The organism is Mycobacterium bourgelatii (assembly GCF_010723575.1).
Classification (GTDB): domain Bacteria; phylum Actinomycetota; class Actinomycetes; order Mycobacteriales; family Mycobacteriaceae; genus Mycobacterium; species Mycobacterium bourgelatii.
Window position 1 is genome coordinate 616,010 of record NZ_BLKZ01000001.1, and the last position, 23,526, is coordinate 639,535.

Genomic DNA, 23,526 nt, shown 5'->3' on the forward strand with positions numbered 1-23,526 from the left:
CAGAATGGCCGCCGACGATGCAGAGCGAAGCGATGAAAAGGAGCGGCGCGGATGACCCACGCGATCAGGAAGGTCGATTTCGACAACCTGAAGACGATGACCTACGAGGTCACCGATCGGGTCGCGCGCATCACCTTTAACCGCCCGGAGAAGGGCAACGCGATCATCGCCGATACCCCGCTGGAACTCTCGGCGTTGGTGGAGCGGGCCGACCTCGACCCCAACGTGCACGTCATTCTGGTGTCCGGTCGCGGCGAGGGCTTCTGTGCGGGCTTCGATCTGTCCGCCTACGCCGACGGCACCGGATCATCGGGCGGCACGGGCGCTTATCAGGGCACGGTGCTCGACGGCAAGACGCAAGGCATCAACCATCTGCCCAACCAGCCCTGGGATCCGATGATCGATTACCAGATGATGAGCCGGTTCGTGCGCGGCTTCTCCAGCCTGATGCACGCCGACAAGCCGACGGTGGTCAAGATCCACGGGTACTGCGTGGCCGGCGGCACCGACATCGCCCTGCACGCCGATCAGGTGATCGCCGCCGCGGACGCCAAGATCGGCTATCCGCCTACCCGAGTGTGGGGAGTGCCCGCCGCGGGTCTTTGGGCGCATCGGCTCGGCGACCAGCGCGCGAAAAGGCTGCTGTTCACCGGTGATTGCATCACCGGCGCCCAGGCCGCCGAGTGGGGACTCGCGGTCGAGGCGCCGGATCCCGAAGACCTCGACGAGCGTACCGAGCGACTCGTACGGCGAATCGCGGCACTGCCGGTCAATCAGCTGATCATGACCAAGCTGGCGCTGAATTCCGCCCTGCTGCAACAGGGTGTGGCCACCAGCAGGATGGTCAGCACCGTCTTCGACGGCATCGCGAGGCACACGCCCGAGGGACATGCCTTTGTCGCCGACGCGGTAGAGCACGGCTTCCGCGAGGCGGTCAAGCATCGTGACGAGCCGTTCGGCGACTACGGACGTCGAGCTTCCCAGGTCTGACGTAATGCCGAACATGACGGCCCGTTCGGTGGTGCTCAGCGTGCTGCTGGGCGCCCATCCGGCCTGGGCCACCGCGAGCGAATTGATCAGGTTGACAGCGGATTTCGGCATCAAGGAAACGACGCTGCGGGTCGCTCTCACCCGCATGGTCAGCGCGGGCGACCTGATTCGGTCGGCCGACGGGTATCGGCTTTCGGATCGGCTGCTGGCTCGTCAGCGGCGCCAGGACGAGGCCATGCACCCGCCGATTCGGGCCTGGCGCGGGTCCTGGCACATCCTCATCGTGACCAGCGTCGGCACCGACGCCCGCACCCGCGCGGCATTACGAACTACCATGCAGGCCAAGCGATTCGGTGAGCTTCGCGAGGGTGTATGGATGCGGCCGGATAATCTTGATCTGGAGCTCGGGCCGGAGATTACTGCTCGGGCCCGGCTGCTGAAGGCGCGCGACGATGCTCCCGCCGAGCTGGCCGGGCAGCTGTGGGATCTACCCGCGTGGGCCGATGTCGGCACCCGGTTGCTGGACGAGATGGCCCAGGGCGCAGACATTCCCGCGCGATTCGTGGTGGCCGCCGCGATGGTGCGTCACCTGCTGACCGACCCGATGCTGCCGGACGAGCTGCTGCCCGCTGACTGGCCGGGTGCGCGGCTGCGCGAGGCATACCACGACTTCGCCACTGAACTGGCGGAACGGCGTGGCTTAACGGAAACGTCCGACACGATCCAACTCCAGGAGGTGCCATGAGTGATCTGGTGCGTGTGCAGCGCAACGGCCCGGTGACCACCGTGATCATCAACCGGCCGGCGGCGCGCAACGCGGTGAACGGTCCCACGGCCACAGCGTTGTACGCGGCATTCAGCGAATTCGACCGTGACGAAGCGGCTTCGGTGGCGGTGCTGTGCGGCGAAGGCGGAACGTTCTGTGCGGGAGCCGATTTGAAGGCCATCGGCACACCCGAGACCAACGCCACGCACCGAACGGGACCCGGCCCCATGGGCCCGACGCGAATGATCCTGTCGAAGCCCGTGATCGCCGCGGTGAGCGGCTACGCCGTCGCGGGCGGTCTGGAACTGGCGCTGTGGTGCGATCTGCGGGTGGCCGAGGAGGATGCCGTCTTCGGGGTCTTCTGCCGGCGCTGGGGCGTCCCGCTGATCGACGGCGGCACTGTGCGCCTGCCTCGCCTGATCGGCCACAGCCGGGCAATGGACATGATCCTCACCGGCCGGCCAGTGAAGGCCGACGAGGCGCTGGCGATGGGCTTGGCCAATCGGGTCGTGCCCAAAGGCCAAGCGCGGCAAGCGGCCGAGGAATTGGCGGCCGAACTGGCGGCACTTCCGCAGCAGTGCATGCGCTCGGATCGGCTGTCGGTGCTCAAGCAGTGGGGCCTGTCGGAGTCGGCCGCACTCGACGTCGAGTTCGCCAGTTTGTCCCGTTCGGCGGGTGAAGCGGTGGAGGGCGCCGGACGGTTCGCCGCGGGCGCCGGCCGGCATGGCGCTCCAACCGGGCGGGGTTAGCCCGCGCCCGTTCAGCCGCCCTTGGTCACGGTGTTGTCGGGGCCAAGCTCGTCGACCTTCGGATCGCCCTCTTTGTAGGTGATGGTGTTGCTCATTCCCAGCACTCTGATCCGGGTGTTGACCTTATCGATGGTGATCTTGTTGTTGTTGCCGCCGACGTTCACCGTCTCGCACGTGCCGGTGACGGTCAGCGTGTTGTCCCACCCGGTCACATTCAAGGACTTGCCCTCTTCGCACGAAATGGTGGCGGTCTGCCCCGTCTGTACGTAAACCACCTCGTCCCCTACCGATACCGAGGTGCTCAGGCTAGGCCCGCCGCCGCCAGTGGTCGTCTCCGTCGCACCGCTCGTCGACGTGGATGCGGTCGTTTTCGTGGTGCTGCTGGTGGTACCACCGCCCGGCGGGCTGGCCGTCCCACTGCAGGCCACCAGACCGAACGCAGCGGCGATCGCGGCCGCTGCCACAGCCGGCGCGACCCGTCGTGTCGTGGGGACAATGCCATGAACGCGCATGATTCCTCGATTCGTCTCAGGGACCTACTCGTTGGATCCGGTTGGTCATGCCCAGTTCGCGGCCACGGTCCCAGATGACTGGATCGCCGTTGTGGAAGTACACCGTCCCGTCGTAGCCGTACACGGTGATGTCATTGAGGACGGTGTCGGCGACGACGGTATTGGACGAACCCATCATCGTCACCGCCCAGCACGTTCCCTTCGCCGTCACGTAGTTGTTGGTGCCGTTGACGATGAGGGTGGAGTCGTTGCAGTCGACTGTTGTTTGCAGGCCCTGACCGGTGATGTGGGTGTCACCGTTCTTGGCCTGGGCGACCGGCGGCGACGCGGCGGGGGTGACGGCGATCGTCACGGCGCAGGTGGCCAGCGCCCCGGCAACGGTTGTCCATTTCATGGCGGTCCCCCCTTCGTTGGGCGGGTGGTCTGCAGATCTGGTTTTGAGATTACGTGTACCGGCCGGTGCTGGGACAGCCCCAAGTTGAGCGGGTCCACTCCACATCGTCGCGTTGAGTCGCGTTGAGCCGCGTTGACGCTGCATCTAGGGCGGCAAAGCGCGAGAAAGTACCGCCAATTTCGCAGTGTCAACCTGGAAGGGGTGGGTGAAAGACGTTGCGAGGCAAAGCCGCCCGGGGATAGGCGCGAGAGCGCGGTGCAACGCGCTGCGGCGGGGCTAATCACGGTGCCAGCCGACACGTTGCGATGCGCGCCGATGCAGGGCGGGCAACTTTTCCGCCCAAGTCCGCCCAAGCCCGACGCGGCACCGAGCGCCGCCACCGTCGGCCCGCCTCGGTCAACTAGAGTCATTAGTCGAAACTAGAGTCATTAGTTGAACACGATGTCCACGACCGGGGAGACCCATGGCAGCTCAGCCTGAACCAGCACCGGCGGGTGGTCGCGCGCGCGGCGGTAAGTCCTCGGCCCGACCCGCCAAGCTGAGCCGCGAGGGCATCGTCGACGGTGCGCTGACGTTCTTGGATCGCGAGGGCTGGGACTCGCTGACCATCAATGCGTTGGCGACACAGCTCGGCACCAAGGGGCCCTCGCTCTACAACCACGTCGACAGCCTCGAGGACCTGCGCCGTGCGGTGCGGATCCGGGTCATCGACGACATCATCACGATGCTCAACCGGGTCGGCGAGGGTCGCGCCCGCGACGACGCGGTGTTGGTCATGGCGGGTGCCTACCGCAGCTACGCCCACCACCATCCCGGCCGGTACTCGGCGTTCACCCGGATGCCGCTGGGCGGCGAAGACCCGGAATATGCCGAGGCCACCCGGGCCGCGGCGGCGCCGGTCATCTCGGTGTTGTCGTCGTACGGCCTGGACGGCGAGGAGGCCTTCTATGCCGCCCTCGAGTTCTGGTCGGCGCTGCACGGATTTGTGCTGCTGGAAATGACCGGCGTCATGGACGACATCGACACCGATGCCGTCTTCACCGACATGGTGCTGCGACTGGCGGCCGGCATGGAGCGGCGCACCATCAAGGGGGGTGCTTCGTCCCAATAAGGTCACTTTGACCTGCAAGACCGCTGGCGGGTATTGTGGTTCCTCGTGCCTGGCGGCTTGCGACGCCTGAAGTAGGGGCGTTGATGCCGGGCCAATTCGCATGTCCGCGATGCCAACGGATACGACGGATTAAGTTCGGGGCGAGCGCATGCGACACACCCGGCCGCGGGGTACTGGGGCGGGGCATAACTGCAGTACAAGGACTTTTAACACAGCACGTCATAACAGCAACAGAGAAAGCCGGTAGATGCCAACCATTCAGCAGCTGGTCCGCAAGGGTCGTCGCGACAAGATCGGCAAGGTCAAGACCGCGGCGCTCAAGGGCAGCCCGCAACGCCGTGGCGTATGCACCCGCGTGTACACCACCACCCCGAAGAAGCCGAATTCGGCGCTTCGGAAGGTTGCGCGTGTGAAGCTGACGAGCCAGGTCGAGGTCACCGCCTACATCCCGGGCGAAGGTCACAACCTGCAGGAGCACTCGATGGTGCTGGTCCGTGGCGGCCGTGTGAAGGACTTGCCCGGTGTGCGGTACAAGATCATCCGCGGTTCGCTCGACACCCAGGGCGTGAAGAACCGCAAACAGGCTCGCAGCCGCTACGGCGCTAAGAAGGAGAAGAGCTAATGCCGCGCAAGGGGCCCGCACCCAAGCGTCCGTTGGTCAACGACCCCGTCTACGGGTCGCAGCTGGTCACGCAGTTGGTGAACAAGGTTCTGCTCAAGGGGAAGAAATCGCTGGCTGAGCGCATTGTTTATGGTGCGCTCGAAAACGCCCGCGAGAAGACCGGCACCGACCCGGTCATCACCCTCAAGCGGGCTCTGGACAACGTCAAGCCGGCCTTGGAGGTCCGCAGCCGCCGCGTCGGTGGTGCGACCTACCAGGTTCCGGTGGAGGTGCGGCCCGACCGGTCGACCACGTTGGCGTTGCGTTGGCTGGTCGGCTACTCGCGGCAGCGCCGGGAGAAGACGATGGTCGAGCGTCTGGCAAACGAAATTCTGGATGCCAGCAACGGCCTCGGGGCCTCCGTGAAGCGGCGCGAGGACACCCACAAGATGGCCGAGGCAAACCGCGCCTTCGCGCACTATCGCTGGTGATGCAACCGGCGTTGGTACGCCGGGCATAACCGACAGCGAAACTAACTAAGCAATCGAAAGAGTGGGAAGACTTCTGTGGCACAGAAGGACGTTCTGACAGACCTGAGCAAGGTCCGCAATATCGGCATCATGGCGCACATCGATGCCGGCAAGACCACGACCACCGAGCGGATCCTGTACTACACCGGCATCAGCTACAAGATCGGTGAGGTGCACGACGGTGCCGCCACCATGGACTGGATGGAGCAGGAGCAGGAGCGGGGTATCACCATCACCTCGGCTGCGACTACCACGTTCTGGAAGAACCACCAGATCAACCTGATCGACACACCCGGCCACGTGGACTTCACCGTCGAGGTGGAGCGCAGCCTGCGGGTGCTCGACGGTGCCGTCGCGGTGTTCGACGGCAAGGAAGGCGTCGAGCCGCAGTCCGAGCAGGTGTGGCGCCAGGCCGACAAGTACGACGTGCCCCGGATCTGCTTCGTCAACAAGATGGACAAGATCGGCGCCGACTTCTACTTCTCGGTCAAGACCATGGAGGAGCGCCTCGGCGCCAACGTGATCCCGATCCAGTTGCCGATCGGCTCGGAGAGCGAGTTCGAGGGCGTCGTCGACCTGGTCGAGATGAACGCCAAGGTGTGGCGTGGCGAGACGAAGCTGGGCGAGACCTACGACACCGTCGAGATCCCCGCGGAGCTGGCCGAGAAGGCCGAGGAGTACCGCACCAAGCTGCTCGAGGCCGTCGCCGAGACGGACGAGGAACTGCTGGAGAAGTACTTCGGCGGCGAAGAACTCACCGTCGACGAGATCAAGGGCGCCTTGCGCAAGCTGACCATCAGCTCCGAGGCCTACCCGGTGCTCTGCGGCAGTGCGTTCAAGAACAAGGGCGTGCAGCCCATGCTGGACGCCGTCGTCGACTACCTCCCGTCCCCGCTGGACGTGCCGCCGGCCATCGGCCACATTCCGGGTAAGGAAGACGAAGAGATCAGCCGCAACCCGTCGGTCGACGAGCCGTTCTCGGCGCTGGCGTTCAAGGTCGCGGCGCACCCGTTCTTCGGGAAGCTGACCTACGTCCGGGTGTACTCGGGCAAGGTCGATTCCGGCTCGCAGGTCATCAACGCCACCAAGGGCAAGAAGGAGCGTCTGGGCAAGTTGTTCCAGATGCACTCCAACAAGGAGAACCCGGTGGAGACGGCCAGCGCCGGGCACATCTACGCGGTGATCGGTCTGAAGGACACCACCACCGGCGACACGCTGTGCGATCCGAACGACCAGATCGTGCTCGAGTCGATGACCTTCCCGGACCCGGTTATCGAGGTGGCCATCGAGCCGAAGACCAAGAGCGACCAGGAGAAGTTGAGCCTGTCGATCCAGAAGCTCGCCGAGGAGGACCCGACCTTCAAGGTCCACCAGGACCCGGAGACCGGCCAGACCGTGATCGGCGGCATGGGCGAATTGCACTTGGACATCCTGGTGGACCGCATGCGCCGGGAGTTCAAGGTCGAGGCCAACGTCGGCAAGCCGCAGGTGGCGTACAAGGAGACGATCCGCCGGGTGGTGGACAGCGTCGAGTACACCCACAAGAAGCAGACGGGTGGCTCGGGCCAGTTCGCCAAGGTGATCATCAAGCTCGAACCGTTCACCAGCGAAGACGGTGCCACCTACGAGTTCGAGAGCAAGGTCACCGGTGGGCGTATCCCGCGCGAGTACATTCCGTCGGTGGATGCGGGGGCGCAAGACGCCATGCAGTACGGCGTCCTGGCCGGCTACCCGCTGGTGAACCTGAAGGTCACCCTGCTGGACGGCGCTTTCCACGAGGTCGACTCGTCGGAAATGGCCTTCAAGATCGCCGGTTCGCAAGCCCTGAAAAAGGCTGCGGCACAAGCGCAGCCGGTGATCCTGGAACCCATCATGGCCGTCGAGGTCACCACGCCCGAGGCCTACATGGGTGATGTGATTGGGGACCTGAACTCCCGCCGTGGTCAAATTCAGGCCATGGAGGAGCGGGCCGGTGCGCGCGTCGTGAAGGCGCACGTGCCGCTGTCGGAGATGTTCGGCTACGTCGGCGACCTTCGGTCCAAGACTCAAGGCCGGGCGAACTACTCCATGGTGTTCGACAGCTATGCCGAAGTGCCGGCGCAGGTGTCGAAGGAAATCATCGCCAAGGCGACCGGCGAGTAGGCGCCGAGCAAGAGGTAAACGCCCTACGAGTAAGCTGACGCGGTTGGCACCCGCGGCAAATAATTTCAGAACATCAACACTGCTTTTTTAAGCACCAACAGTCCAGGAGGACACAGAAGTGGCGAAGGCGAAGTTCCAGCGGACCAAGCCCCACGTCAACATCGGGACCATCGGTCACGTTGACCACGGCAAGACCACCCTGACCGCGGCCATCACCAAGGTCCTGCACGACAAGTTCCCGGACCTAAACGAGTCCAAGGCGTTCGACCAGATCGACAACGCGCCTGAGGAGCGTCAGCGCGGTATCACGATCAACATCGCGCACGTGGAGTACCAGACCGACAAGCGCCACTACGCGCACGTCGACGCGCCTGGTCACGCTGACTACATCAAGAACATGATCACCGGTGCCGCCCAGATGGACGGCGCGATCCTGGTGGTCGCCGCTACGGACGGCCCGATGCCGCAGACCCGCGAGCACGTGCTGCTCGCCCGTCAGGTCGGTGTCCCCTACATCCTGGTGGCGCTGAACAAGGCCGACGCGGTCGACGACGAGGAGCTGCTCGAGCTCGTCGAAATGGAGGTCCGCGAACTGCTGGCCGCCCAGGAATTCGACGAGGACGCCCCGGTGGTTCGGGTCTCGGCGCTCAAGGCGCTCGAGGGCGACCCGCAGTGGGTCAAGTCCGTCGAGGACCTGATGGACGCGGTCGACGAGTCGATCCCGGACCCGGTTCGCGAGACCGACAAGCCGTTCCTGATGCCGGTGGAGGACGTCTTCACCATCACCGGCCGTGGCACGGTGGTCACCGGTCGTGTGGAGCGTGGCGTGGTCAACGTGAACGAGGAAGTCGAGATCGTCGGCATCCGTCCGACCACCACCAAGACCACCGTGACCGGCGTGGAAATGTTCCGCAAGCTGCTCGACCAGGGTCAGGCCGGTGACAACGTCGGTCTGCTGCTGCGTGGTGTCAAGCGTGAGGACGTCGAGCGCGGTCAGGTTGTCATCAAGCCCGGCACCACCACGCCGCACACCGAGTTCGAGGGCCAGGTCTACATCCTGTCCAAGGACGAGGGCGGCCGGCACACGCCGTTCTTCAACAACTACCGTCCGCAGTTCTACTTCCGCACCACCGACGTGACCGGTGTGGTGACCCTGCCGGAGGGTACGGAGATGGTGATGCCCGGCGACAACACCAACATCGCGGTGAAGCTGATCCAGCCGGTGGCCATGGACGAGGGCCTGCGGTTCGCCATCCGCGAGGGTGGCCGCACCGTTGGCGCCGGCCGGGTTACCAAGATCATCAAGTAACTACGCTGCGCGCAACTTTGTAGCGCGAACAGACGCAAAGCCCCCGAAGTGATTCGGGGGCTTTTGCGTTCTCCGCGCGGTCCGCCGCGATGTTGTGATCGGTAGTGGCCAGGTTGGCGCTAATCTGACACGACCAATCGGGCGATGTAAAGGGAAGGTCGACATGCTGGCGCGCTACATCAAGATGCAGTTGCTGGTACTGGTGTGTGGGGGTTTGGTCGGGCCGATCTTTCTGATCGTCTACTTCACCCTCGGCCTGAAGGAATACACGGGCTGGATGCTCTGGGCGGGCCTTATCATCACCGTGCTGGATGTTTTCGCCGCGCTGGCCTTGACCAACTGGGGCGAGAAGACCGCGGCTAAGACGGCGTTGCTCGAACAGACCGGGGTGCTGGCGCTCGCCCAGATCACCGGCCTGCAGGAGACGGGGACCCGGATCAACGAGCAGCCGCTGGTGAAGGTGCAGCTGCACATCTCCGGACCGGGGATCACGCCGTTCGACTCCGAAGACCGGGTGATCGCGAGCGTGACGCGACTCGGCAACCTCACCGCAGGCAAGCTCGTCGTCCTTGTTGATCCCGCCACCAACCAATACCTGATCGACTGGGAGCGCAGCGCTCTGGTCAACGGTTTGGTGCCTGCGCAGTTCCACGTCGCTTCGGACAACCAGACCTACGACCTGCGTGGGCAGGCCGGTCCGTTGCTGGAGATTCTGCAAATTCTGAAGGCGAACGGCATCCCGCTGAACCGGATGATCGACGTCCGTTCGAATCCGGTGCTCACTCAGCAGATCAACGCGGTGGTACGCCGGGCGGCCCAGCAGCAGTCGGGGCAGGCCGCCCCGGTCGGCCCGCAGGCATCGATCGGTGAGCGGCTGCAGGAGCTGGATTCGTTGCGCGCCAGCGGCGTGCTCAACGACCAGGAATACGCCAGCCGCCGCGCCCAGATCATCTCCGAGATCTGACGGCGAGGACGCGCGGTCACCGTCGTCCGCCGAGCGCGCAAACGCCCCCTTTTCCGACCGAAAATGGGGGCGTTTGCGACTGTTCGGCGTAATGGCGGACCGAGTTAGAACACGTTTCAGTTCCGCTGTTAACCTTGCCGGATGGGATCTCTACAAGGACGGGTGGCCTTCATCACCGGGGCCGCCCGAGCCCAGGGGCGCTCGCACGCGGTTCGGCTCGCCCGCGAAGGCGCCGACATCATCGCGTCGGACATCTGTGCTCGGGTGTCGGACAGCATCACCTACACACCGGCCACGCCCGAAGACCTCAACGAGACGGTGCGTGCGGTGGAGGCCGAGGGGCGCAAGGTGCTGGCCCGCGAGGTCGACATCCGTGACGACGCGGCGCTGCGGCAACTGGTCACCGACGGAGTCGAGCAGTTCGGCCGCCTCGACATCGTGGTGGCCAACGCCGGGGTGCTGGGTTGGGGACGGGTGTGGGAGCTCACCGACGAGCAATGGGACACCGTCATCGGGGTCAACCTCACCGGCACTTTCAAGACGCTGCGGGCCACGATTCCGGCGATGATCGAGGCCGGCAACGGGGGTTCGATCGTGGTGGTCAGCTCCTCGGCGGGCCTGAAGGCGACACCGGGTAACGGCCATTACGCGGCCAGCAAATACGGACTCACCGGCTTGACCAACACGCTGGCGATCGAGCTCGGCGAATACGGCATTCGGGTCAACTCCATCCACCCGTACTCGGTGGACACCCCGATGATCGAGCCCGATGCAATGATGGAGATCTTTGCCAAGCATCCGCGGTTTGTGCACAGCTTCCCGCCAATGCCCATGCAGTACAAAGGCTTTATGACGGCCGACGAGGTGTCCGACGTGGTGGTCTGGCTCGCCGGCGACGGGTCCGGCACCCTGTCCGGCCAACAGATCAATGTCGACAAGGGCGCGTTGAAGTACTGATTGTCGAGCGTGCTATGAACTCCACGTGACGACTAGCAACGGAATCGTGATCGTCGGCGGCGGGTTGGCCGCCGCCCGCACCGCCGAGCAGCTGCGACGCGCAGAGTACGCCGGCCCCATCACCATCGTCAGTGACGAGGTGCACCTACCGTACGACCGGCCGCCGCTGTCCAAGGAAGTGCTGCGCGCCGAGATCGACGACACCGCCCTCAAACCCCGCGAATGGTACGACGAGAAGAACATCACCCTGCGTCTGGGAGCGGCGGCCACCGGCGTGGACACCGCGGCCAAGACCATCGCCCTGGCCGATGGCTCGACGCTCGGCTACGACGACCTCGTCATCGCGACCGGCCTTGTCCCGCGGCGCATTCCGAGCTTCCCCGACCTGGAGGGTATCCGGGTGCTGCGGTCACTCGACGAGTGCATGGCGCTGCGCAGCCACGCATCGTCGGCCAAGAAGGCGGTGGTGATCGGGGCGGGCTTCATCGGCTGTGAGGTGGCGGCGAGCCTGCGCGGTCTCGGGGTCGACGTGATCCTGGTGGAGCCTCAGCCGACGCCGCTCGCCTCGGTCCTGGGCACCCAGATCGGTGAACTGGTGACGCGCCTGCACCGCGACGAGGGCGTCGACGTGCGGACCGGCCTGGGTGTGGCGGAAGTGCGTGGCGAGGGCCACGTGGACACCGTGGTGCTGACCGACGGCACGGAGGTGAGCGCCGACCTGGTGGTGGTGGGCATCGGGTCGCACCCGGCCACGGACTGGCTGGAGGGCAGTGGCATCGAGGTCGACAACGGCGTGGTGTGCGACGAGGCCGGCCGCACCAGCGCGCCGCACGTATGGGCACTGGGTGACGTCGCCTCCTGGCGAGACGCGACGGGACACCAAGCGCGCGTAGAGCATTGGAGCAACGTCGCCGACCAGGCCCGGGTCATCGTGCCGGCGATACTGGGCAACGAGCTGCCGACCAACGTGGTCGTCCCGTACTTCTGGAGCGACCAGTATGACGTCAAGATCCAGTGCCTGGGTGAGCCGGAAGCCACCGACACCGTCCACCTCGTCGAGGACGACGGCCGCAAGTTCCTGGCGTACTACGAACGTGACGGCGTGCTCGTCGGAGTGGTCGGAGGCGGCGTCCCCGGCAAGGTCATGAAGATCCGGGCCAAGATCGCGGCTGCCACCCCGATCGGCGAAGTGCTGGAATAGGCGAAAGCTCTAGAAGCCCTAGAACTCGCCTAGAACTCGCCTAGAACTCGCCCAAGTAGAACCGGCCACCCTGGTCGTCGGTGCACTCGGCGGACAACCCGTATGGCTGGCGCGACGGTTCGGCCAGCACCGTGCCGCCTGCCTCTCGGACCCGCGCGACGGCCGCATCGATGTCGGCGACGGTCCACATCGGCACCGTGCTCGGATGCGCGCTGCCCCCGGCGGCTCCGGCCATCGGATGAACGTTGGTCACCTGCCAGCCGTCGTCGATGCGCCCGGGTTCGAATGTCCACCCCAGCACCTGGCCGTAGAAGTCGCGGAAGGCCGCGGGGTCGGCCACTTCGAAGGTGACGTAGGACAGTTCACCCGGGCCAGACCCGTTGAGCTGCGGACGTTTCCGGCCAGCGGTCGGCTCGAACACGGCGAAGGCCATGCCCTGGGAGTCGGTCGCGTCGAGCACGGTCCCGAACTCGAACTCGCGTGATTCGCCCACCACGCCGCCGGCCTCGGTGATCGCCGTGCGAGCTGCCGCCAGATCCGCTACGGCGTAACAGCAGAACAGCGTGGGTCGTCCCGCAACGGCGAAAATGCCGGTGGGCAGGTCGGTATTGGTGACCTGATGGGAGACCGGATCGAAGGTCCAGCCCAGCACGTGACCGTAGAACGCCGCCGCCCGATCGGAGTCGGGAACCCACACCGAGATGTAGCCGATGTCGCCCTGCCGGATCGGTTCGCCGACGGGACCGGTGAGCATCCAGCGGTGGCCGAACGGGTCGATGATGGTCGCGCTGCGCGATCCGTGGGCCTCGTAGATGTCACGCACGACGTCGGCGCCCTGCTCGCGGGCCCGTCGCAAGGCGGCATCGGTGTCCGCGACGTGCAGCATCAAGCTGACCGAAACCGATTCCGGGGCAGGGGCTTTCAGTCCGAGCTCGGGAAATTCGTCAGCCAGATACAATGTGCCGCCGGCGATCTCGATCTCGGCATGCCCAATTCGTCCGTCGTCCATCACGATTGGCTCACCGATGACTGTTGCGCCCAAAGCGTCGGTGTACCAGGCGAGGGCAGCTCGCGCATCGGCAACGCTGAGGTAGGGCAGGGCGGCCGAGCGCGGGGGCGCGGCGGCGGTGGTCTCGCTGGTCTCTGTCTTAGGTTCGGTCAGTTCGGAAACGGCTGTTGCGGTTCCGCTCATCTCAACTCCTTCCGGTAGGGAAAGTGCGGCCTCGAGGCGCTGTCGCAAGCGCGCCGCGAAGGCCGGATCGGGTTGCACCGGAAGGTCTTCGTTGTGCAGCACGCGCAGAGGGTCGCTCATGACGTGCCTCCTTCCGGATATTGCTCTCTGAACGCCCTTCGGGCTCGCACCAGCAGCGCCTCGGTGGCATGCACGGTGCGCCCGATCAATTCGGCGCATTCGCCTACGCTGCAGTCGTCCATGTAGCGCAACACCAGCACGGTGCGGTGTGCCTCGGTCAACCGGGCCAGCACGCTTTCGGCGACCAGGCGGTCCAGCTCGGCGTCCCAGTCGTCGAGCGCGTCGGGAGGCTCCGGCACTTCGGCCACGGGGTCGGTGAACCGGTCGTGGCGGCGCCGGTAATGGTCGGCCAATTTGTGCCGGGCCACACCGAGCAGCCACGGAATGGCGATCTGCGGCGGGTCGTTCTTTCGGGCGGCGTCCATCGCGGCCAGGAAGGTCTCGGAGGTCAGATCCTCGGCCGTGCCGCGATCGGCGCAACGGCGCACGAAGTAGCCGTACACCACCGGCAACGCGTCGTCGTACAGCGCCAGCAGCGCGTGCGCGGCTTCGCTGGCGGCACGGCGATCGCGGTCCGGTCGGGCGCTCACACTCTTATCGTCGCCGTTTCGGCCGAAACTCCGACGGGGCGATCGGAAGAATTTTCAAAACCAGTGCACCGGTGGCCCGTGCGCGTGGCATTCGCCCAGGGTTCGCATGTCACCGCCCGGCCAACTCGCCGCACGTACCAGGAACTTGAGCGGCGCGCCGGGCCCGGCCCGATTGGGCTCCATCGTGAGATGGGCGAACGGGCGGCGACCGGTGGCTTGTTCAGTCAGGCGGTCGATTGATTCGCGCACCGCGGTGCGCTCCTCGCGCGACAGGTATTGCCACGTGATCGAATGCCACAGCACGGTCAGCGTGCCCTCGGACAGGGTCAACCCGGCCACCGCGTCGGCCGCCGTCTGTCGCTCCAACAGCGCCGGAACGTCGCGGGCCACCTCGATTGCGCCACGCAACCGTTCCAACCGGGCGGTCTGGTCGGGCCAGACGTAGCTCAGCACGGTCATGGCCCCGTCGCCGTCAGTGACATCGATCGGCGCGATGTCGTAGCCGTTGCGTTCGACGATCCGCACCGCGTCGGGCGGCGGCAACTCACCGTGCCACGCGTCTTCTATGCGGACCGGCGAATCCGGGGTGCCCCACCCGTCGCCGTCGTAGCGGTAGTGGTAGTGGTCGGCACGCAGGTTCAACCCGGCGCTGGTGCCGATCTCGAAAAGCCTTACCGGAAAGCCAAATTGGCGGTTGAGTCGCAGCAAGCCGCCGATCAGCGCGGCGGACCGGCCCACCTCGTTGGTCTGTGGCGGTTGGTCGAGCGCCGCGCGCAACTGCTCGGTGTGCGCCGCGGCGGTACGCAGGATTTCCGGCCAGGCGGCCGCGGCGTCCCAGCTGCCTCCGGCGCTGGGATACCAGGCGCGCAATGTCGGTGCCCGCCCGTCGAGCACCATCCGGTGCAGACCGCCGAGCAGGCGCAGCGGCACCGCCTGGCCGGACGACGCATGTTCGCGGCCGGCCAGGATGCCCGCGAAGACGCCGTCGGCCTCGACGTCGGCGGCCACCAACTCGAACAGCTCGCCGTACATCGGCGACCCCGCTGCAGCGCAGAATCGTCCCTGCGCGCGCAGCGTGTGCAGCAGGTGCTCGTTGCCCGCGCCGCTCACAGGTCGAGCCCGGCGCCGACGACGTCGAACGCACTTCCCAACGCCTCGGAAAGCGTGACGTTCTCGTCGCCCAGCCAGTATTCGTAGGCGCTCAACGCGACCCCGAGCATCGTCCAGGCGATGGTCTGCGGCAATAGATCAGTTGTCTTGGTACCGGTCCTGCGGGCGACGAACTCGGCAACCACTTCTCGCCAGCCGGCGTACATGGTCATCGAATATGCCTGCAGCTCTGGGGTTTGCAGGATCACCCGCATGCGCTGGCGGTGCCGGATGGTCTCGCACTCGTCGAAGGTGTTGAACGCCAACAAGGCAGCCCGCAGTGCCTCACGGAGCGGAACGCTGTCATCCGCGTCGAGCAGGTCCCGCAGGTGCGCGAGGTGGGTATCGAAATCGCCCCACGGAAGCGCGCTTTTGGAGGCGTAGTAACGAAAGAGCGTGCGCCGTGCGATGCCCGCCGCCTGGGCGACATCGTCGACGCTGACGTCGTCGAAGCCTCGAGCGGCGAACAAGTCGATGGCCACGTTGGAGATGTGGTGAGGCGTCGTCGAGCGGCGTCGGCCGACCCGCGACTCGTGCGCCATCGCACCCCGCCCTTTCATTTCGGCACTCGATGCCATATTCTGTCGTCGATTGTGATCACAACCACCCCTTCTTGTCGAGACCCTATGGAGAGGCGAACCCACATGGACCGCGAGAACGAGAACGAGACCACCACCGAGCTTGTCACCGAGACCCTGGTTGAGGAAGTCTCCATCGACGGCATGTGCGGGGTCTACTGAGCATGTCCCCGGCGCCGCCTCGGGCGGCTGCACGGCCCGTGCCGTCGCAGGGCGGGTCTGACGCGTTCGATCCCGACCGTGGTTGGCGGTTGCACCCTCAGGTAGCGGTACGACCGGAACCGTTCGGTGCGCTGCTCTACCACTTCGGGACGCGCAAGCTGTCGTTCCTCAAGAACCGCACCATCCTCACGGTGGTGCAGACGCTGGCTGACCATCCCGATCTCCGCTCCGCCTGCCGCGCGGCGGGGGTCGAGGATGGCGACCAGGGCCCCTATCTGCACGCCCTGGGTGTGCTGGCCGAATCCAACATGCTGGTGCCCGAGGAGGCCCAATGACCGTGCTCGAAACCGGACCCGAGACCGGACGAGTGCCCCGGCTGATCGAGCAATTCGAGCGTGGGCTGGACGCGCCGATCTGCCTGACCTGGGAACTGACCTACGCCTGCAACCTGGCGTGCGTGCACTGCCTGTCGTCGTCGGGCAAGCGTGATCCGCGTGAGCTGTCCACTCGCCAATGCAAGGACATCATTGACGAGCTGGAACGCATGCAGGTGTTCTACGTGAACATCGGTGGCGGTGAACCAACTGTGCGCCAAGACTTTTGGGAGCTGGTGGACTACGCCACCGAGCACCATGTCGGCGTCAAGTTCTCCACCAACGGCGTGCGGATCACCCCGGCGGTGGCCGCAAAGCTGGCGGCCAGCGACTACGTCGATGTGCAGATCTCGCTGGACGGCGCTACCGCTGAGATCAACGACGCGGTCCGCGGCGCCGGGTCGTTCGACATGGCCGTGCGCGCCCTGCAGAACCTCGCCGACGCCGGCTTCAAAGACGCCAAGATCTCCGTCGTCGTCACCCGCCACAATGTCGACCAGCTCGACGAATTCGCGGCGCTGGCTGACCGCTACGGGGCCACCCTGCGGATCACCCGGCTGCGTCCTTCCGGGCGCGGCGCCGATGTCTGGGACGAGTTGCATCCGACGGCAGATCAGCAGGTGCAGCTCTACGACTGGCTGGTCGCCAAGGGGGAGCGGGTGCTCACCGGCGACTCGTTCTTCCATCTGGCCCCGCTGGGCCAGTCCGGTGCCCTGGCCGGGCTGAACATGTGCGGAGCCGGGCGGGTGGTCTGCCTGATCGACCCGGTGGGCGACGTGTACGCCTGCCCGTTCGCCATCCACGACCGCTTCCTGGCCGGAAATGTCTTGCACAACGGCGGTTTTGCGAATGTGTGGCAGAACGCCCCGCTGTTTCGTGAGCTTCGTGAACCGCAATCCGCGGGCGCGTGCGGCAGCTGCGGACACTACGACAGCTGCCGGGGCGGTTGCATGGCGGCCAAGTTCTTTACCGGTCTGCCGCTGGACGGTCCGGATCCTGAATGCGTCCAGGGTTATGGCGCACCGGCCCTGGCCCGGGAGCGCGAGACGCCGCGGCCGCGCGTCGACCACTCCCGTGGTCGAAAGCTCAGCACACCGGTCCCGCTGACCCTGTCCGTCCGACCGCCGGCGCACGCGCCGGCCAGGCTCTGCAACGAAAGTCCGATCTAGCGTGGCTGATCAATGGTTTGAAACGGTCGCGATCGCCCAGCAGCGCGCCAAGCGACGGTTACCCAAGTCCGTTTATTCGTCGCTGATCGCGGCGAGCGAAAAGGGAATCACGGTCGCCGATAACGTCGCGGCCTTCGGCGAACTCGGCTTCGCGCCGCATGTCGTCGGCGCTCCCGAAAAGCGTGACCTGTCCACCACTGTCATGGGACAGGACATTTCGCTTCCGGTGATCATCTCGCCGACCGGGGTACAGGCGGTCGACCCGGACGGCGAAGTGGCGGTGGCCCGTGCCGCGGCCGCCCGCGGCACCGCGATGGGACTGTCTTCGTTCGCCAGCAAGCCGATCGAGGAGGTCATCGCCGCCAACCCCAAGCTGTTCTTTCAGATCTACTGGTTGGGCGGACGCGACGCGATCGCCGAGCGCGCCGAGCGTGCGCGTCAAGCCGGGGCGGTCGGGCTGATCGTCACCACCGACTGGACGTTCTCTCACGGGCGCGACTGGGGCAGCCCCAAGATCCCCGAAGAGATGAACCTGAAGACGATGCTGCGGATGTCTCCGGAGGTGATCACCAAGCCGCGGTGGCTGTGGAAGTTCGGCAAGACAATGCGGCCGCCGGACCTGCGGGTGCCGAATCAGGCCCGGCGCGGCGAGCCGGGTCCGCCGTTCTTCAGCGCGTACGGCGAGTGGATGGGCACACCGCCGCCGACCTGGGAGGACATCGCCTGGCTGCGCGAGCTGTGGGGCGGACCGTTGATGCTCAAGGGCGTGATGCGGGTGGACGACGCCAAAAGGGCGGTGGACGCGGGTGTTTCGGCCATCTCGGTGTCCAACCACGGCGGCAACAACCTGGATGGCACGCCCGCCGCGATCCGTGCCCTTCCGGCGGTGGCCGCGGCCGTGGGTGACCAGGTCGAGGTGCTGCTCGACGGCGGCATCCGGCGGGGGAGTGACGTCGTGAAGGCGGTGGCGCTGGGTGCGCGCGCGGTGATGATCGGCCGCGCCTACTTGTGGGGTCTGGCCGCGGCCGGGCAGGCCGGCGTCGAAAACGTGCTCGACATCCTCTACGGAGGTATCGACTCGGCGTTGATGGGTCTGGGTCGTTCCTCGATTCACGATCTCGGTCCCGACGACATCTTGGTTCCGGACGGTTTCACCCGCACGCTGGGTGTGTAGCTGGACCGCAATCCGAGGGATAGTGGTACGGGTGTCGCGCCGTGGTGAAGGAGCAAGGTTTCGGGCGGCGATTGCCCGGTGCGGAAAAAATTTCGATAGATGAGAAAACAATTGCTGCACACCAGGTAAATTCGGCCTACCATCAGCCAGTGCCCGTAAGCGGCGAACTGGGGAGTGCTACGTCGAAGCAAGTGTCAATATCCACCTCTGCGTCAATTTTGGTTCCGTTGGGATCCACCGAGCAGCATGGTCCGCATCTGCCACTGGATACCGACACGCGCATTGCGTCCGCGGTTACCCGGGCGCTGGCCGAACGTCTCGGCCCCTTCGACTGGCTGGTAGCGCCCGCTGTCGCCTACGGCGCCAGCGGTGAGCACCAGAGCTTTCCCGGAACGATCTCGATCGGGACCGAAGCGCTCGCGTCATTGCTCGTCGAGTACGGTCGCTCCGCTTGTTGCTGGGCGCAGCGCTTGGTCTTCGTCAACGGCCATGGCGGCAACATCTCCGCAGTGACTCGCGCGACGACTCTGCTGCGATCGGAAGGCCGCGACGTCGGATGGTGCTCGTGCAGTTGCGCCGGTGGCGACGCCCACGCCGGGCACACGGAAACGTCGATCTTGCTGCATATTTCGCCCGCCGAGGTGCGTACCGACCGGCTGCTGGTCGGCAATGAAGCGCCACTGGCCGAGTTGCTGCCGTCGATGCGCCGGGGCGGTGTCGCGGCGGTCAGTGAGATCGGGGTGCTTGGGGATCCGACGACGGCGACGTCGGCGGAGGGGGAGCGGATCTTCGCGGAAATGGTCGATGACTGTTGGCGTCGCATCGAACGGTGGACGCCGAGGCCCGACGGGAAGCTCTTATGACCGCAACCCGACTTCCGGACGGGTTCGCTGTGCAGGTTGACCGTCGGGTACGTGTGCTGGGCGACGGCGCGGCCTTGCTCGGGGGTTCGCCGATGCGGTTGCTGCGGCTCGCACCTGCTGCCCAGGACATGCTGTCCGGCGGTCGTCTCAAGGTCTGCGACGAACGCAGTGCCCAGTTGGCCCGCGCCTTACTGGACGCGACCGTGGCGCATCCCCGTCCGGCGGGTGGCCCGTCATATCGTGACGTCACTGTAGTTATACCGGTGCGGGACAATGTATCTGGCTTGCGCAGGTTGGTGTCCTCGCTGCGTGGCCTGCGCGTGATCATCGTCGACGACGGGTCTGCGCGACCGGTCGAACTGGAGGACTTCGACGGCGCGCATTGCGACCTGGAAATCCTGCACCACCCCCGCAGCAGGGGACCGGCCGCGGCGCGCAACACCGGACTGGCCGCCTGCACCACCGACTTCGTGGCCTTCTTGGACTCCGACGTGGCGCCCCGGCGCGGCTGGCTCGAGGTCCTGCTCGGCCACTTCTGCGATCCAACCGTTGCGTTGGTCGCTCCGCGCATCGTGGGGCTCGACCAGAGCGAGAATGTGGTCGCCCGTTATGAGGCGGTGCACTCGTCACTCGATCTCGGTCGACGGGAAGCTCCGGTGCTGCCGCACAGCCCGGTGTCCTATGTTCCCAGCGCCGCCATCGTCTGCCGCTGCTCGGCCATCCGGGGCATCGGTGGCTTCGACGAAACCTTGCAGTCCGGAGAAGACGTTGACCTGTGCTGGCGACTCATCGAGGCCGGGGCCCGGCTGCGATACGAGCCGATAGCGCTGGTCGCGCACGATCATCGCACCCAACTGCGGGACTGGCTGGCGCGGAAGGCGTTCTACGGCGGATCGGCGGCTCCGCTGTCGGCGCGCCACCCCGACAAGACGGCGCCGGTGGTGATCTCCGGCTGGGCGCTCATCGCTTGGATCTTGATGTCCTTCGGCAGCGGCCTTGCCCAATTGGCGTCGTTGCTCATCGCCGTGTTGACGGGCCGCCGGATCGCCAAGACCATCAACAGTCCGCACACTTCGTTATGGGACGTGGTCATCATCGCCACGCGCGGCTTGTGGTCGGCCGCACTTCAGCTGGCGTCGGCCATCTGTCGGCACTATTGGCCGGTGGCATTGGTCGCGGCGCTACTGTCCCGGCACTGTAGACGGGTGTTCTTGATCGCGGCGATCGTCGACGGGGTGGCGGACTGGCTGCGCCGCCGCAACACCGGCGACGACGATGCCGAGCCCATCGGGTTGCTGACCTTTCTGGTGCTCAAGCGCGTCGACGACCTGGCTTACGGTATCGGCTTGTGGTACGGCGTCCTGCGCGAGCGTAACGTGGGCCCGCTCAAGCCGCGGATTCGGACGTAACGCGCACCTTGACCCATTTTGACAATGGTTGATAATGGCTGCCCGGCACAGTGATGTGCTGATCATCGGCGCAGGGAGCGCTGGATCGGTTGTGGCCGAGCGTCTTTCAGTTGATTCCCGTTGTGCGGTGACAGTGCTGGAGGCCGGCCCCGGACTCGACGACGCGCAACTGGTGGCGCAGGCCGCAAACGGGCTGCAGCTGCCGATCGGGGTGGGCAGCCCCCTGGTCCGGCGATATCTGACCACGCTCACCGATCAACCGGCGCGCAAGCTGCCCATCGTCCGCGGAGCAACGATCGGTGGGTCCGGCGCGGTCAACGGCGGTTATTTCTGCCGCGGGTTGCCCGCGGACTTCGACCGAAACCAGATACCGGGCTGGGCGTGGTCGGACGTCATCGACCACTTCCGGGCCATCGAGACCGATCTGGATTTCGACACCCCCGCCCACGGCCATACCGGCCCGATCCGGGTGCAACGAACGCATGACATGGTCGGGGCAACCGAAGTCTTTGTGCGGGCCACCGAGCGAGCCGGATTTCCGTGGATCGACGACCTGAACGACGTGGGGCCGGACCTGCCGTCCGGGGTGGGCGCGGTACCGCTGAACATCATCGACGGTGTGCGCACCGGTGCCGGGGCAGGATTCTTGTTGCCCGCGCTGCGACGGCCCAACCTGACGTTGGCGTCCCAAACCCGGGTGTTACGCATCCGCTTCTCCGCCAATGCCGCGGTGGGCGTCGACGCTATCGGCCCTGACGGTCAGATCACCTACACCGCTGATCGAATCGTGTTGTGTGCCGGCGCGATTGAGTCGGCGCATCTACTGATGCTCTCGGGTGTCGGCGATGCGGACGTGTTGGCCGCGGCGGACGTGAAACCGTTGGCGGCGTTGCCAGTCGGGACGTCCTGCAGTGACCACCCGGAGTGGGTGATGCCCACCAACTGGGCGGTCGCCGAGGAGCGGCCGGTGTTGGAAGCGGTGCTGACCACCGCCGACGGCGTCGAAATCCGGCCGTATACAGGTGGTTTCATTGCGATGACGGGTGACGGCACCGCTGGGCACCGGGACTGGCCGCACATCGGTGTGGCGCTGATGCGGCCCCAGTCACGGGGACGGATCACGTTGACATCCAATGATCCTGCGGTGCCGATCCGCATCGAGCATCGTTATGACAGTGAGCCTGCCGACGTCGCGGCGCTACGCCAGGGTAGCGAGCTGGCCCGCGAATTGTGCGGAGCGGTAACGCATATCGGCCACCCGGTATGGTCGACCTCGCAGCACCTGTGCGGTAGCGCCCCGATGGGCGCCGATGGTGACCCGAGAGCCGTTGTGGACCCGCGCTGTCGAGTCCTCGGCATCGAAAACCTTTGGGTCATCGACGGATCCATCCTGCCGACGATCACCAGCCGCGGGCCGCACGCGACCATTGTGATGCTCGCGCACCGTGCCGCGGAGTTCGTCGTCTGACGCCTTAGTTCCCGGGCAGCCCGTCCAGGCCTAGGAATCCGCCGAGTCCGCCGGCTCCCGGCGCGAGGCGGATGGGGCCGAAACCGGCATTGCCGCCGTTGCCGCCGTTGCCGATCAGCTGGGCGTCGCCGCCTCTTCCTCCCGCTCCGCCGGTCGCCGCGACGGTGTACCCGGCGCCACCGGCGCCGCCCGCGCCTCCGTCGCCGATCAGGCCGGCTTTTCCGCCGGCACCGCCAGTGCCGCCGGTGCCTTGGTTCGCGTTGCCGCCGCCCCCGGCTCCTCCGTCACCGCCGTCGCCACCATTGCCGAAGAGGAAGCCGCCGGCCCCACCGGCACCGCCTTTGCCGCCTAGTCCTCCGCTGCCGCCGATCGCGGCTCCGACGGCCCCACCGTTGCCGCCGCTGCCGCCGTGCCCACCGGTTCCGCCGAAGATTCCGCCCTTGCCGCCGGTGCCGCCGTCTCCGCCGATGATGCCGTTGCCGCCCGCGCCGCCGTCCCCGCCGTTCCCACCGAGTAGGCCACTGTTGCCACCGGCTCCACCTGCGCCGCCTTGGCCGCCATTCGGGGACGCGCTGCCGCCGGCTCCCCCAGCCCCGCCGTTGGCGAACACTCCGCCATCGCCGCCGCGGCCGCCCGCACCGCCAAAGCCCTGCAGTCCCGCGGATCCGCCGGCGCCGCCGGCGCCGCCGGCGCCGAACCAGCCACCTGCGCCGCCATTGCCTCCAGCACCAGCGGAGGCGCTAAATGTGTTGGGGCCCAGTCCACCTGCTCCACCAGCGCCGCCGACACCGCCTAGCAGACCGCCAGCGCCGCCGTTGCCGCCCGCTCCGACCACGCCAAGCCCGTTGGTCGAACCGCCGGCACCGCCGGCGCCGCCCCTGCCGCCGAAGAAACCGCCCGCACCGCCGTTGCCGCCGCTTTGGCCGGCCGAGCCCGACCCGCCGGCCCCGCCGTGACCGATCAACCAGCCGGCGTCGCCCCCGTTTGCGCCACTGCCCGCCGCGCCGTTGGCGCCGTTTCCGATCAGCGGGCGGCCGGTCAGCTGCACGCTGGGTGTGTTGATCAGCCCCAGCAACTGCTGCTGCACGGTCTGCAAAGGTGTCGCGGCGGTC

General features: G+C 66.4%; 25 protein-coding genes. 18 read left to right on the forward strand and 7 right to left on the reverse strand.

Annotation, left to right across the window (positions count from 1 at the left end; translation table 11 throughout):
* Positions 1–51: 51 nt before the first annotated feature.
* From G6N68_RS02780 to G6N68_RS02790, 3 genes are read left to right on the forward strand one after another with little or no spacing between them, the layout of a single operon-like run.
* Positions 52–990, forward strand: coding sequence for a crotonase/enoyl-CoA hydratase family protein (locus G6N68_RS02780; protein ID WP_163707560.1), 939 nt, complete (start codon positions 52–54; stop codon positions 988–990).
* Between the two features lie 4 nt (positions 991–994).
* Positions 995–1,735, forward strand: a complete 741-nt coding sequence (locus tag G6N68_RS02785) for a PaaX family transcriptional regulator C-terminal domain-containing protein (RefSeq protein ID WP_163707563.1) — start codon at positions 995–997, stop codon at positions 1,733–1,735.
* Positions 1,732–2,505 carry a crotonase/enoyl-CoA hydratase family protein gene (locus G6N68_RS02790; protein WP_163707566.1) on the forward strand — a complete coding sequence of 258 codons (774 nt, stop codon included), beginning with the start codon at positions 1,732–1,734 and terminating at the stop codon, positions 2,503–2,505. The genes G6N68_RS02785 and G6N68_RS02790 overlap by 4 nt, the downstream gene beginning before the upstream one ends.
* Before the next feature lie 11 nt (positions 2,506–2,516).
* Here the strand turns inward: G6N68_RS02790 and G6N68_RS02795 are convergent, their stop codons facing one another.
* Complete coding sequence (locus G6N68_RS02795; protein WP_163707570.1) at positions 2,517–3,017, reverse strand: DUF3060 domain-containing protein; 501 nt, start codon at positions 3,015–3,017, stop codon at positions 2,517–2,519.
* A 16-nt stretch (positions 3,018–3,033) separates the two neighbouring features.
* Positions 3,034–3,411 carry a DUF3060 domain-containing protein gene (locus G6N68_RS02800; RefSeq protein WP_163707572.1) on the reverse strand — a complete coding sequence of 126 codons (378 nt, stop codon included), beginning with the start codon at positions 3,409–3,411 and terminating at the stop codon, positions 3,034–3,036.
* 463 nt (positions 3,412–3,874) lie between these two features.
* Here G6N68_RS02800 and G6N68_RS02805 point away from each other — a divergent pair, with 463 nt between their 5' ends.
* The 8 genes from G6N68_RS02805 to G6N68_RS02840 all read left to right on the forward strand — a co-directional run bounded on the left by G6N68_RS02805 (position 3,875) and on the right by G6N68_RS02840 (position 12,226).
* Positions 3,875–4,522 carry a TetR/AcrR family transcriptional regulator gene (locus G6N68_RS02805; RefSeq protein WP_163707575.1) on the forward strand — a complete coding sequence of 216 codons (648 nt, stop codon included), beginning with the start codon at positions 3,875–3,877 and terminating at the stop codon, positions 4,520–4,522.
* A 247-nt stretch (positions 4,523–4,769) separates the two neighbouring features.
* Positions 4,770–5,144 (forward strand): 30S ribosomal protein S12, encoded by a 375-nt coding sequence (rpsL, locus tag G6N68_RS02810; RefSeq protein ID WP_003879423.1) that lies wholly within the window; start codon positions 4,770–4,772, stop codon positions 5,142–5,144.
* Positions 5,144–5,614: a 30S ribosomal protein S7 gene (gene rpsG, locus G6N68_RS02815; protein WP_069420818.1), complete on the forward strand. Its 471-nt coding sequence runs from the start codon at positions 5,144–5,146 to the stop codon at positions 5,612–5,614. The genes rpsL and rpsG overlap by 1 nt, the downstream gene beginning before the upstream one ends.
* Before the next feature lie 75 nt (positions 5,615–5,689).
* Positions 5,690–7,795, forward strand: coding sequence for an elongation factor G (gene fusA, locus G6N68_RS02820; protein WP_163707578.1), 2,106 nt, complete (start codon positions 5,690–5,692; stop codon positions 7,793–7,795).
* Between the two features lie 118 nt (positions 7,796–7,913).
* A complete protein-coding gene (gene tuf, locus G6N68_RS02825) occupies positions 7,914–9,104 on the forward strand; it encodes an elongation factor Tu (protein WP_163707606.1) in 1,191 nt (396 codons plus the stop codon).
* Positions 9,105–9,267: 163 nt separating this feature from the next.
* Positions 9,268–10,068, forward strand: coding sequence for an SHOCT domain-containing protein (locus G6N68_RS02830; RefSeq protein ID WP_163707609.1), 801 nt, complete (start codon positions 9,268–9,270; stop codon positions 10,066–10,068).
* A gap of 141 nt (positions 10,069–10,209) precedes the next feature.
* Positions 10,210–11,025 (forward strand): mycofactocin-coupled SDR family oxidoreductase, encoded by an 816-nt coding sequence (locus G6N68_RS02835; RefSeq protein WP_163707612.1) that lies wholly within the window; start codon positions 10,210–10,212, stop codon positions 11,023–11,025.
* 25 nt (positions 11,026–11,050) lie between these two features.
* Complete coding sequence (locus G6N68_RS02840; RefSeq protein WP_163707615.1) at positions 11,051–12,226, forward strand: NAD(P)/FAD-dependent oxidoreductase; 1,176 nt, start codon at positions 11,051–11,053, stop codon at positions 12,224–12,226.
* Between the two features lie 40 nt (positions 12,227–12,266).
* Here G6N68_RS02840 and G6N68_RS02845 read toward each other — a convergent pair whose 3' ends face one another.
* The 4 genes from G6N68_RS02845 to mftR are packed head-to-tail and all read right to left on the reverse strand — an operon-like array spanning position 12,267 to position 15,759.
* Positions 12,267–13,538 (reverse strand): VOC family protein, encoded by a 1,272-nt coding sequence (locus G6N68_RS02845; protein WP_163707618.1) that lies wholly within the window; start codon positions 13,536–13,538, stop codon positions 12,267–12,269.
* Positions 13,535–14,068, reverse strand: a complete 534-nt coding sequence (locus G6N68_RS02850; RefSeq protein WP_163707621.1) for an RNA polymerase sigma factor — start codon at positions 14,066–14,068, stop codon at positions 13,535–13,537. The genes G6N68_RS02845 and G6N68_RS02850 overlap by 4 nt, the downstream gene beginning before the upstream one ends.
* A gap of 54 nt (positions 14,069–14,122) precedes the next feature.
* Positions 14,123–15,178, reverse strand: a complete 1,056-nt coding sequence (locus tag G6N68_RS02855) for a DUF2332 domain-containing protein (protein WP_240355342.1) — start codon at positions 15,176–15,178, stop codon at positions 14,123–14,125.
* Entirely contained in the window at positions 15,175–15,759 is a 585-nt protein-coding gene (gene mftR, locus G6N68_RS02860; protein ID WP_163718078.1) for a mycofactocin system transcriptional regulator MftR, read from the reverse strand. The genes G6N68_RS02855 and mftR overlap by 4 nt, the downstream gene beginning before the upstream one ends.
* Positions 15,760–15,861: 102 nt before the next feature.
* Between mftR and mftA the strand changes: the two genes are divergently transcribed.
* From mftA to mftG, 7 genes are all read left to right on the forward strand, one after another.
* Complete coding sequence (gene mftA / locus G6N68_RS02865) at positions 15,862–15,957, forward strand: mycofactocin precursor MftA (RefSeq protein WP_079219683.1); 96 nt, start codon at positions 15,862–15,864, stop codon at positions 15,955–15,957.
* Positions 15,942–16,292: a mycofactocin biosynthesis chaperone MftB gene (mftB, locus tag G6N68_RS02870; RefSeq protein ID WP_205351222.1), complete on the forward strand. Its 351-nt coding sequence runs from the start codon at positions 15,942–15,944 to the stop codon at positions 16,290–16,292. Before mftA ends, mftB begins: the two co-directional genes overlap by 16 nt.
* Positions 16,289–17,500 carry a mycofactocin radical SAM maturase gene (gene mftC, locus G6N68_RS02875; RefSeq protein WP_163707627.1) on the forward strand — a complete coding sequence of 404 codons (1,212 nt, stop codon included), beginning with the start codon at positions 16,289–16,291 and terminating at the stop codon, positions 17,498–17,500. Before mftB ends, mftC begins: the two co-directional genes overlap by 4 nt.
* A gap of 1 nt (position 17,501) precedes the next feature.
* On the forward strand, positions 17,502–18,674 hold the full coding sequence (mftD, locus tag G6N68_RS02880) for a pre-mycofactocin synthase MftD (RefSeq protein WP_163707630.1): 1,173 nt from the start codon (positions 17,502–17,504) through the stop codon (positions 18,672–18,674).
* Between the two features lie 110 nt (positions 18,675–18,784).
* Positions 18,785–19,537 carry a mycofactocin biosynthesis peptidyl-dipeptidase MftE gene (gene mftE / locus G6N68_RS02885; RefSeq protein ID WP_163718080.1) on the forward strand — a complete coding sequence of 251 codons (753 nt, stop codon included), beginning with the start codon at positions 18,785–18,787 and terminating at the stop codon, positions 19,535–19,537.
* The gene (gene mftF, locus G6N68_RS02890) at positions 19,534–20,946 is read left to right on the forward strand and encodes a mycofactocin biosynthesis glycosyltransferase MftF (protein ID WP_163707633.1); all 1,413 of its coding nucleotides are present in this window, start codon (positions 19,534–19,536) and stop codon (positions 20,944–20,946) included. Before mftE ends, mftF begins: the two co-directional genes overlap by 4 nt.
* A gap of 28 nt (positions 20,947–20,974) precedes the next feature.
* The gene (gene mftG / locus G6N68_RS02895) at positions 20,975–22,414 is read left to right on the forward strand and encodes a mycofactocin dehydrogenase MftG (RefSeq protein ID WP_163707636.1); all 1,440 of its coding nucleotides are present in this window, start codon (positions 20,975–20,977) and stop codon (positions 22,412–22,414) included.
* A 4-nt stretch (positions 22,415–22,418) separates the two neighbouring features.
* Here the strand turns inward: mftG and G6N68_RS02900 are convergent, their stop codons facing one another.
* A complete protein-coding gene (locus G6N68_RS02900; protein WP_443093985.1) occupies positions 22,419–23,462 on the reverse strand; it encodes a hypothetical protein in 1,044 nt (347 codons plus the stop codon).
* Positions 23,463–23,526 lie beyond the last annotated feature (64 nt).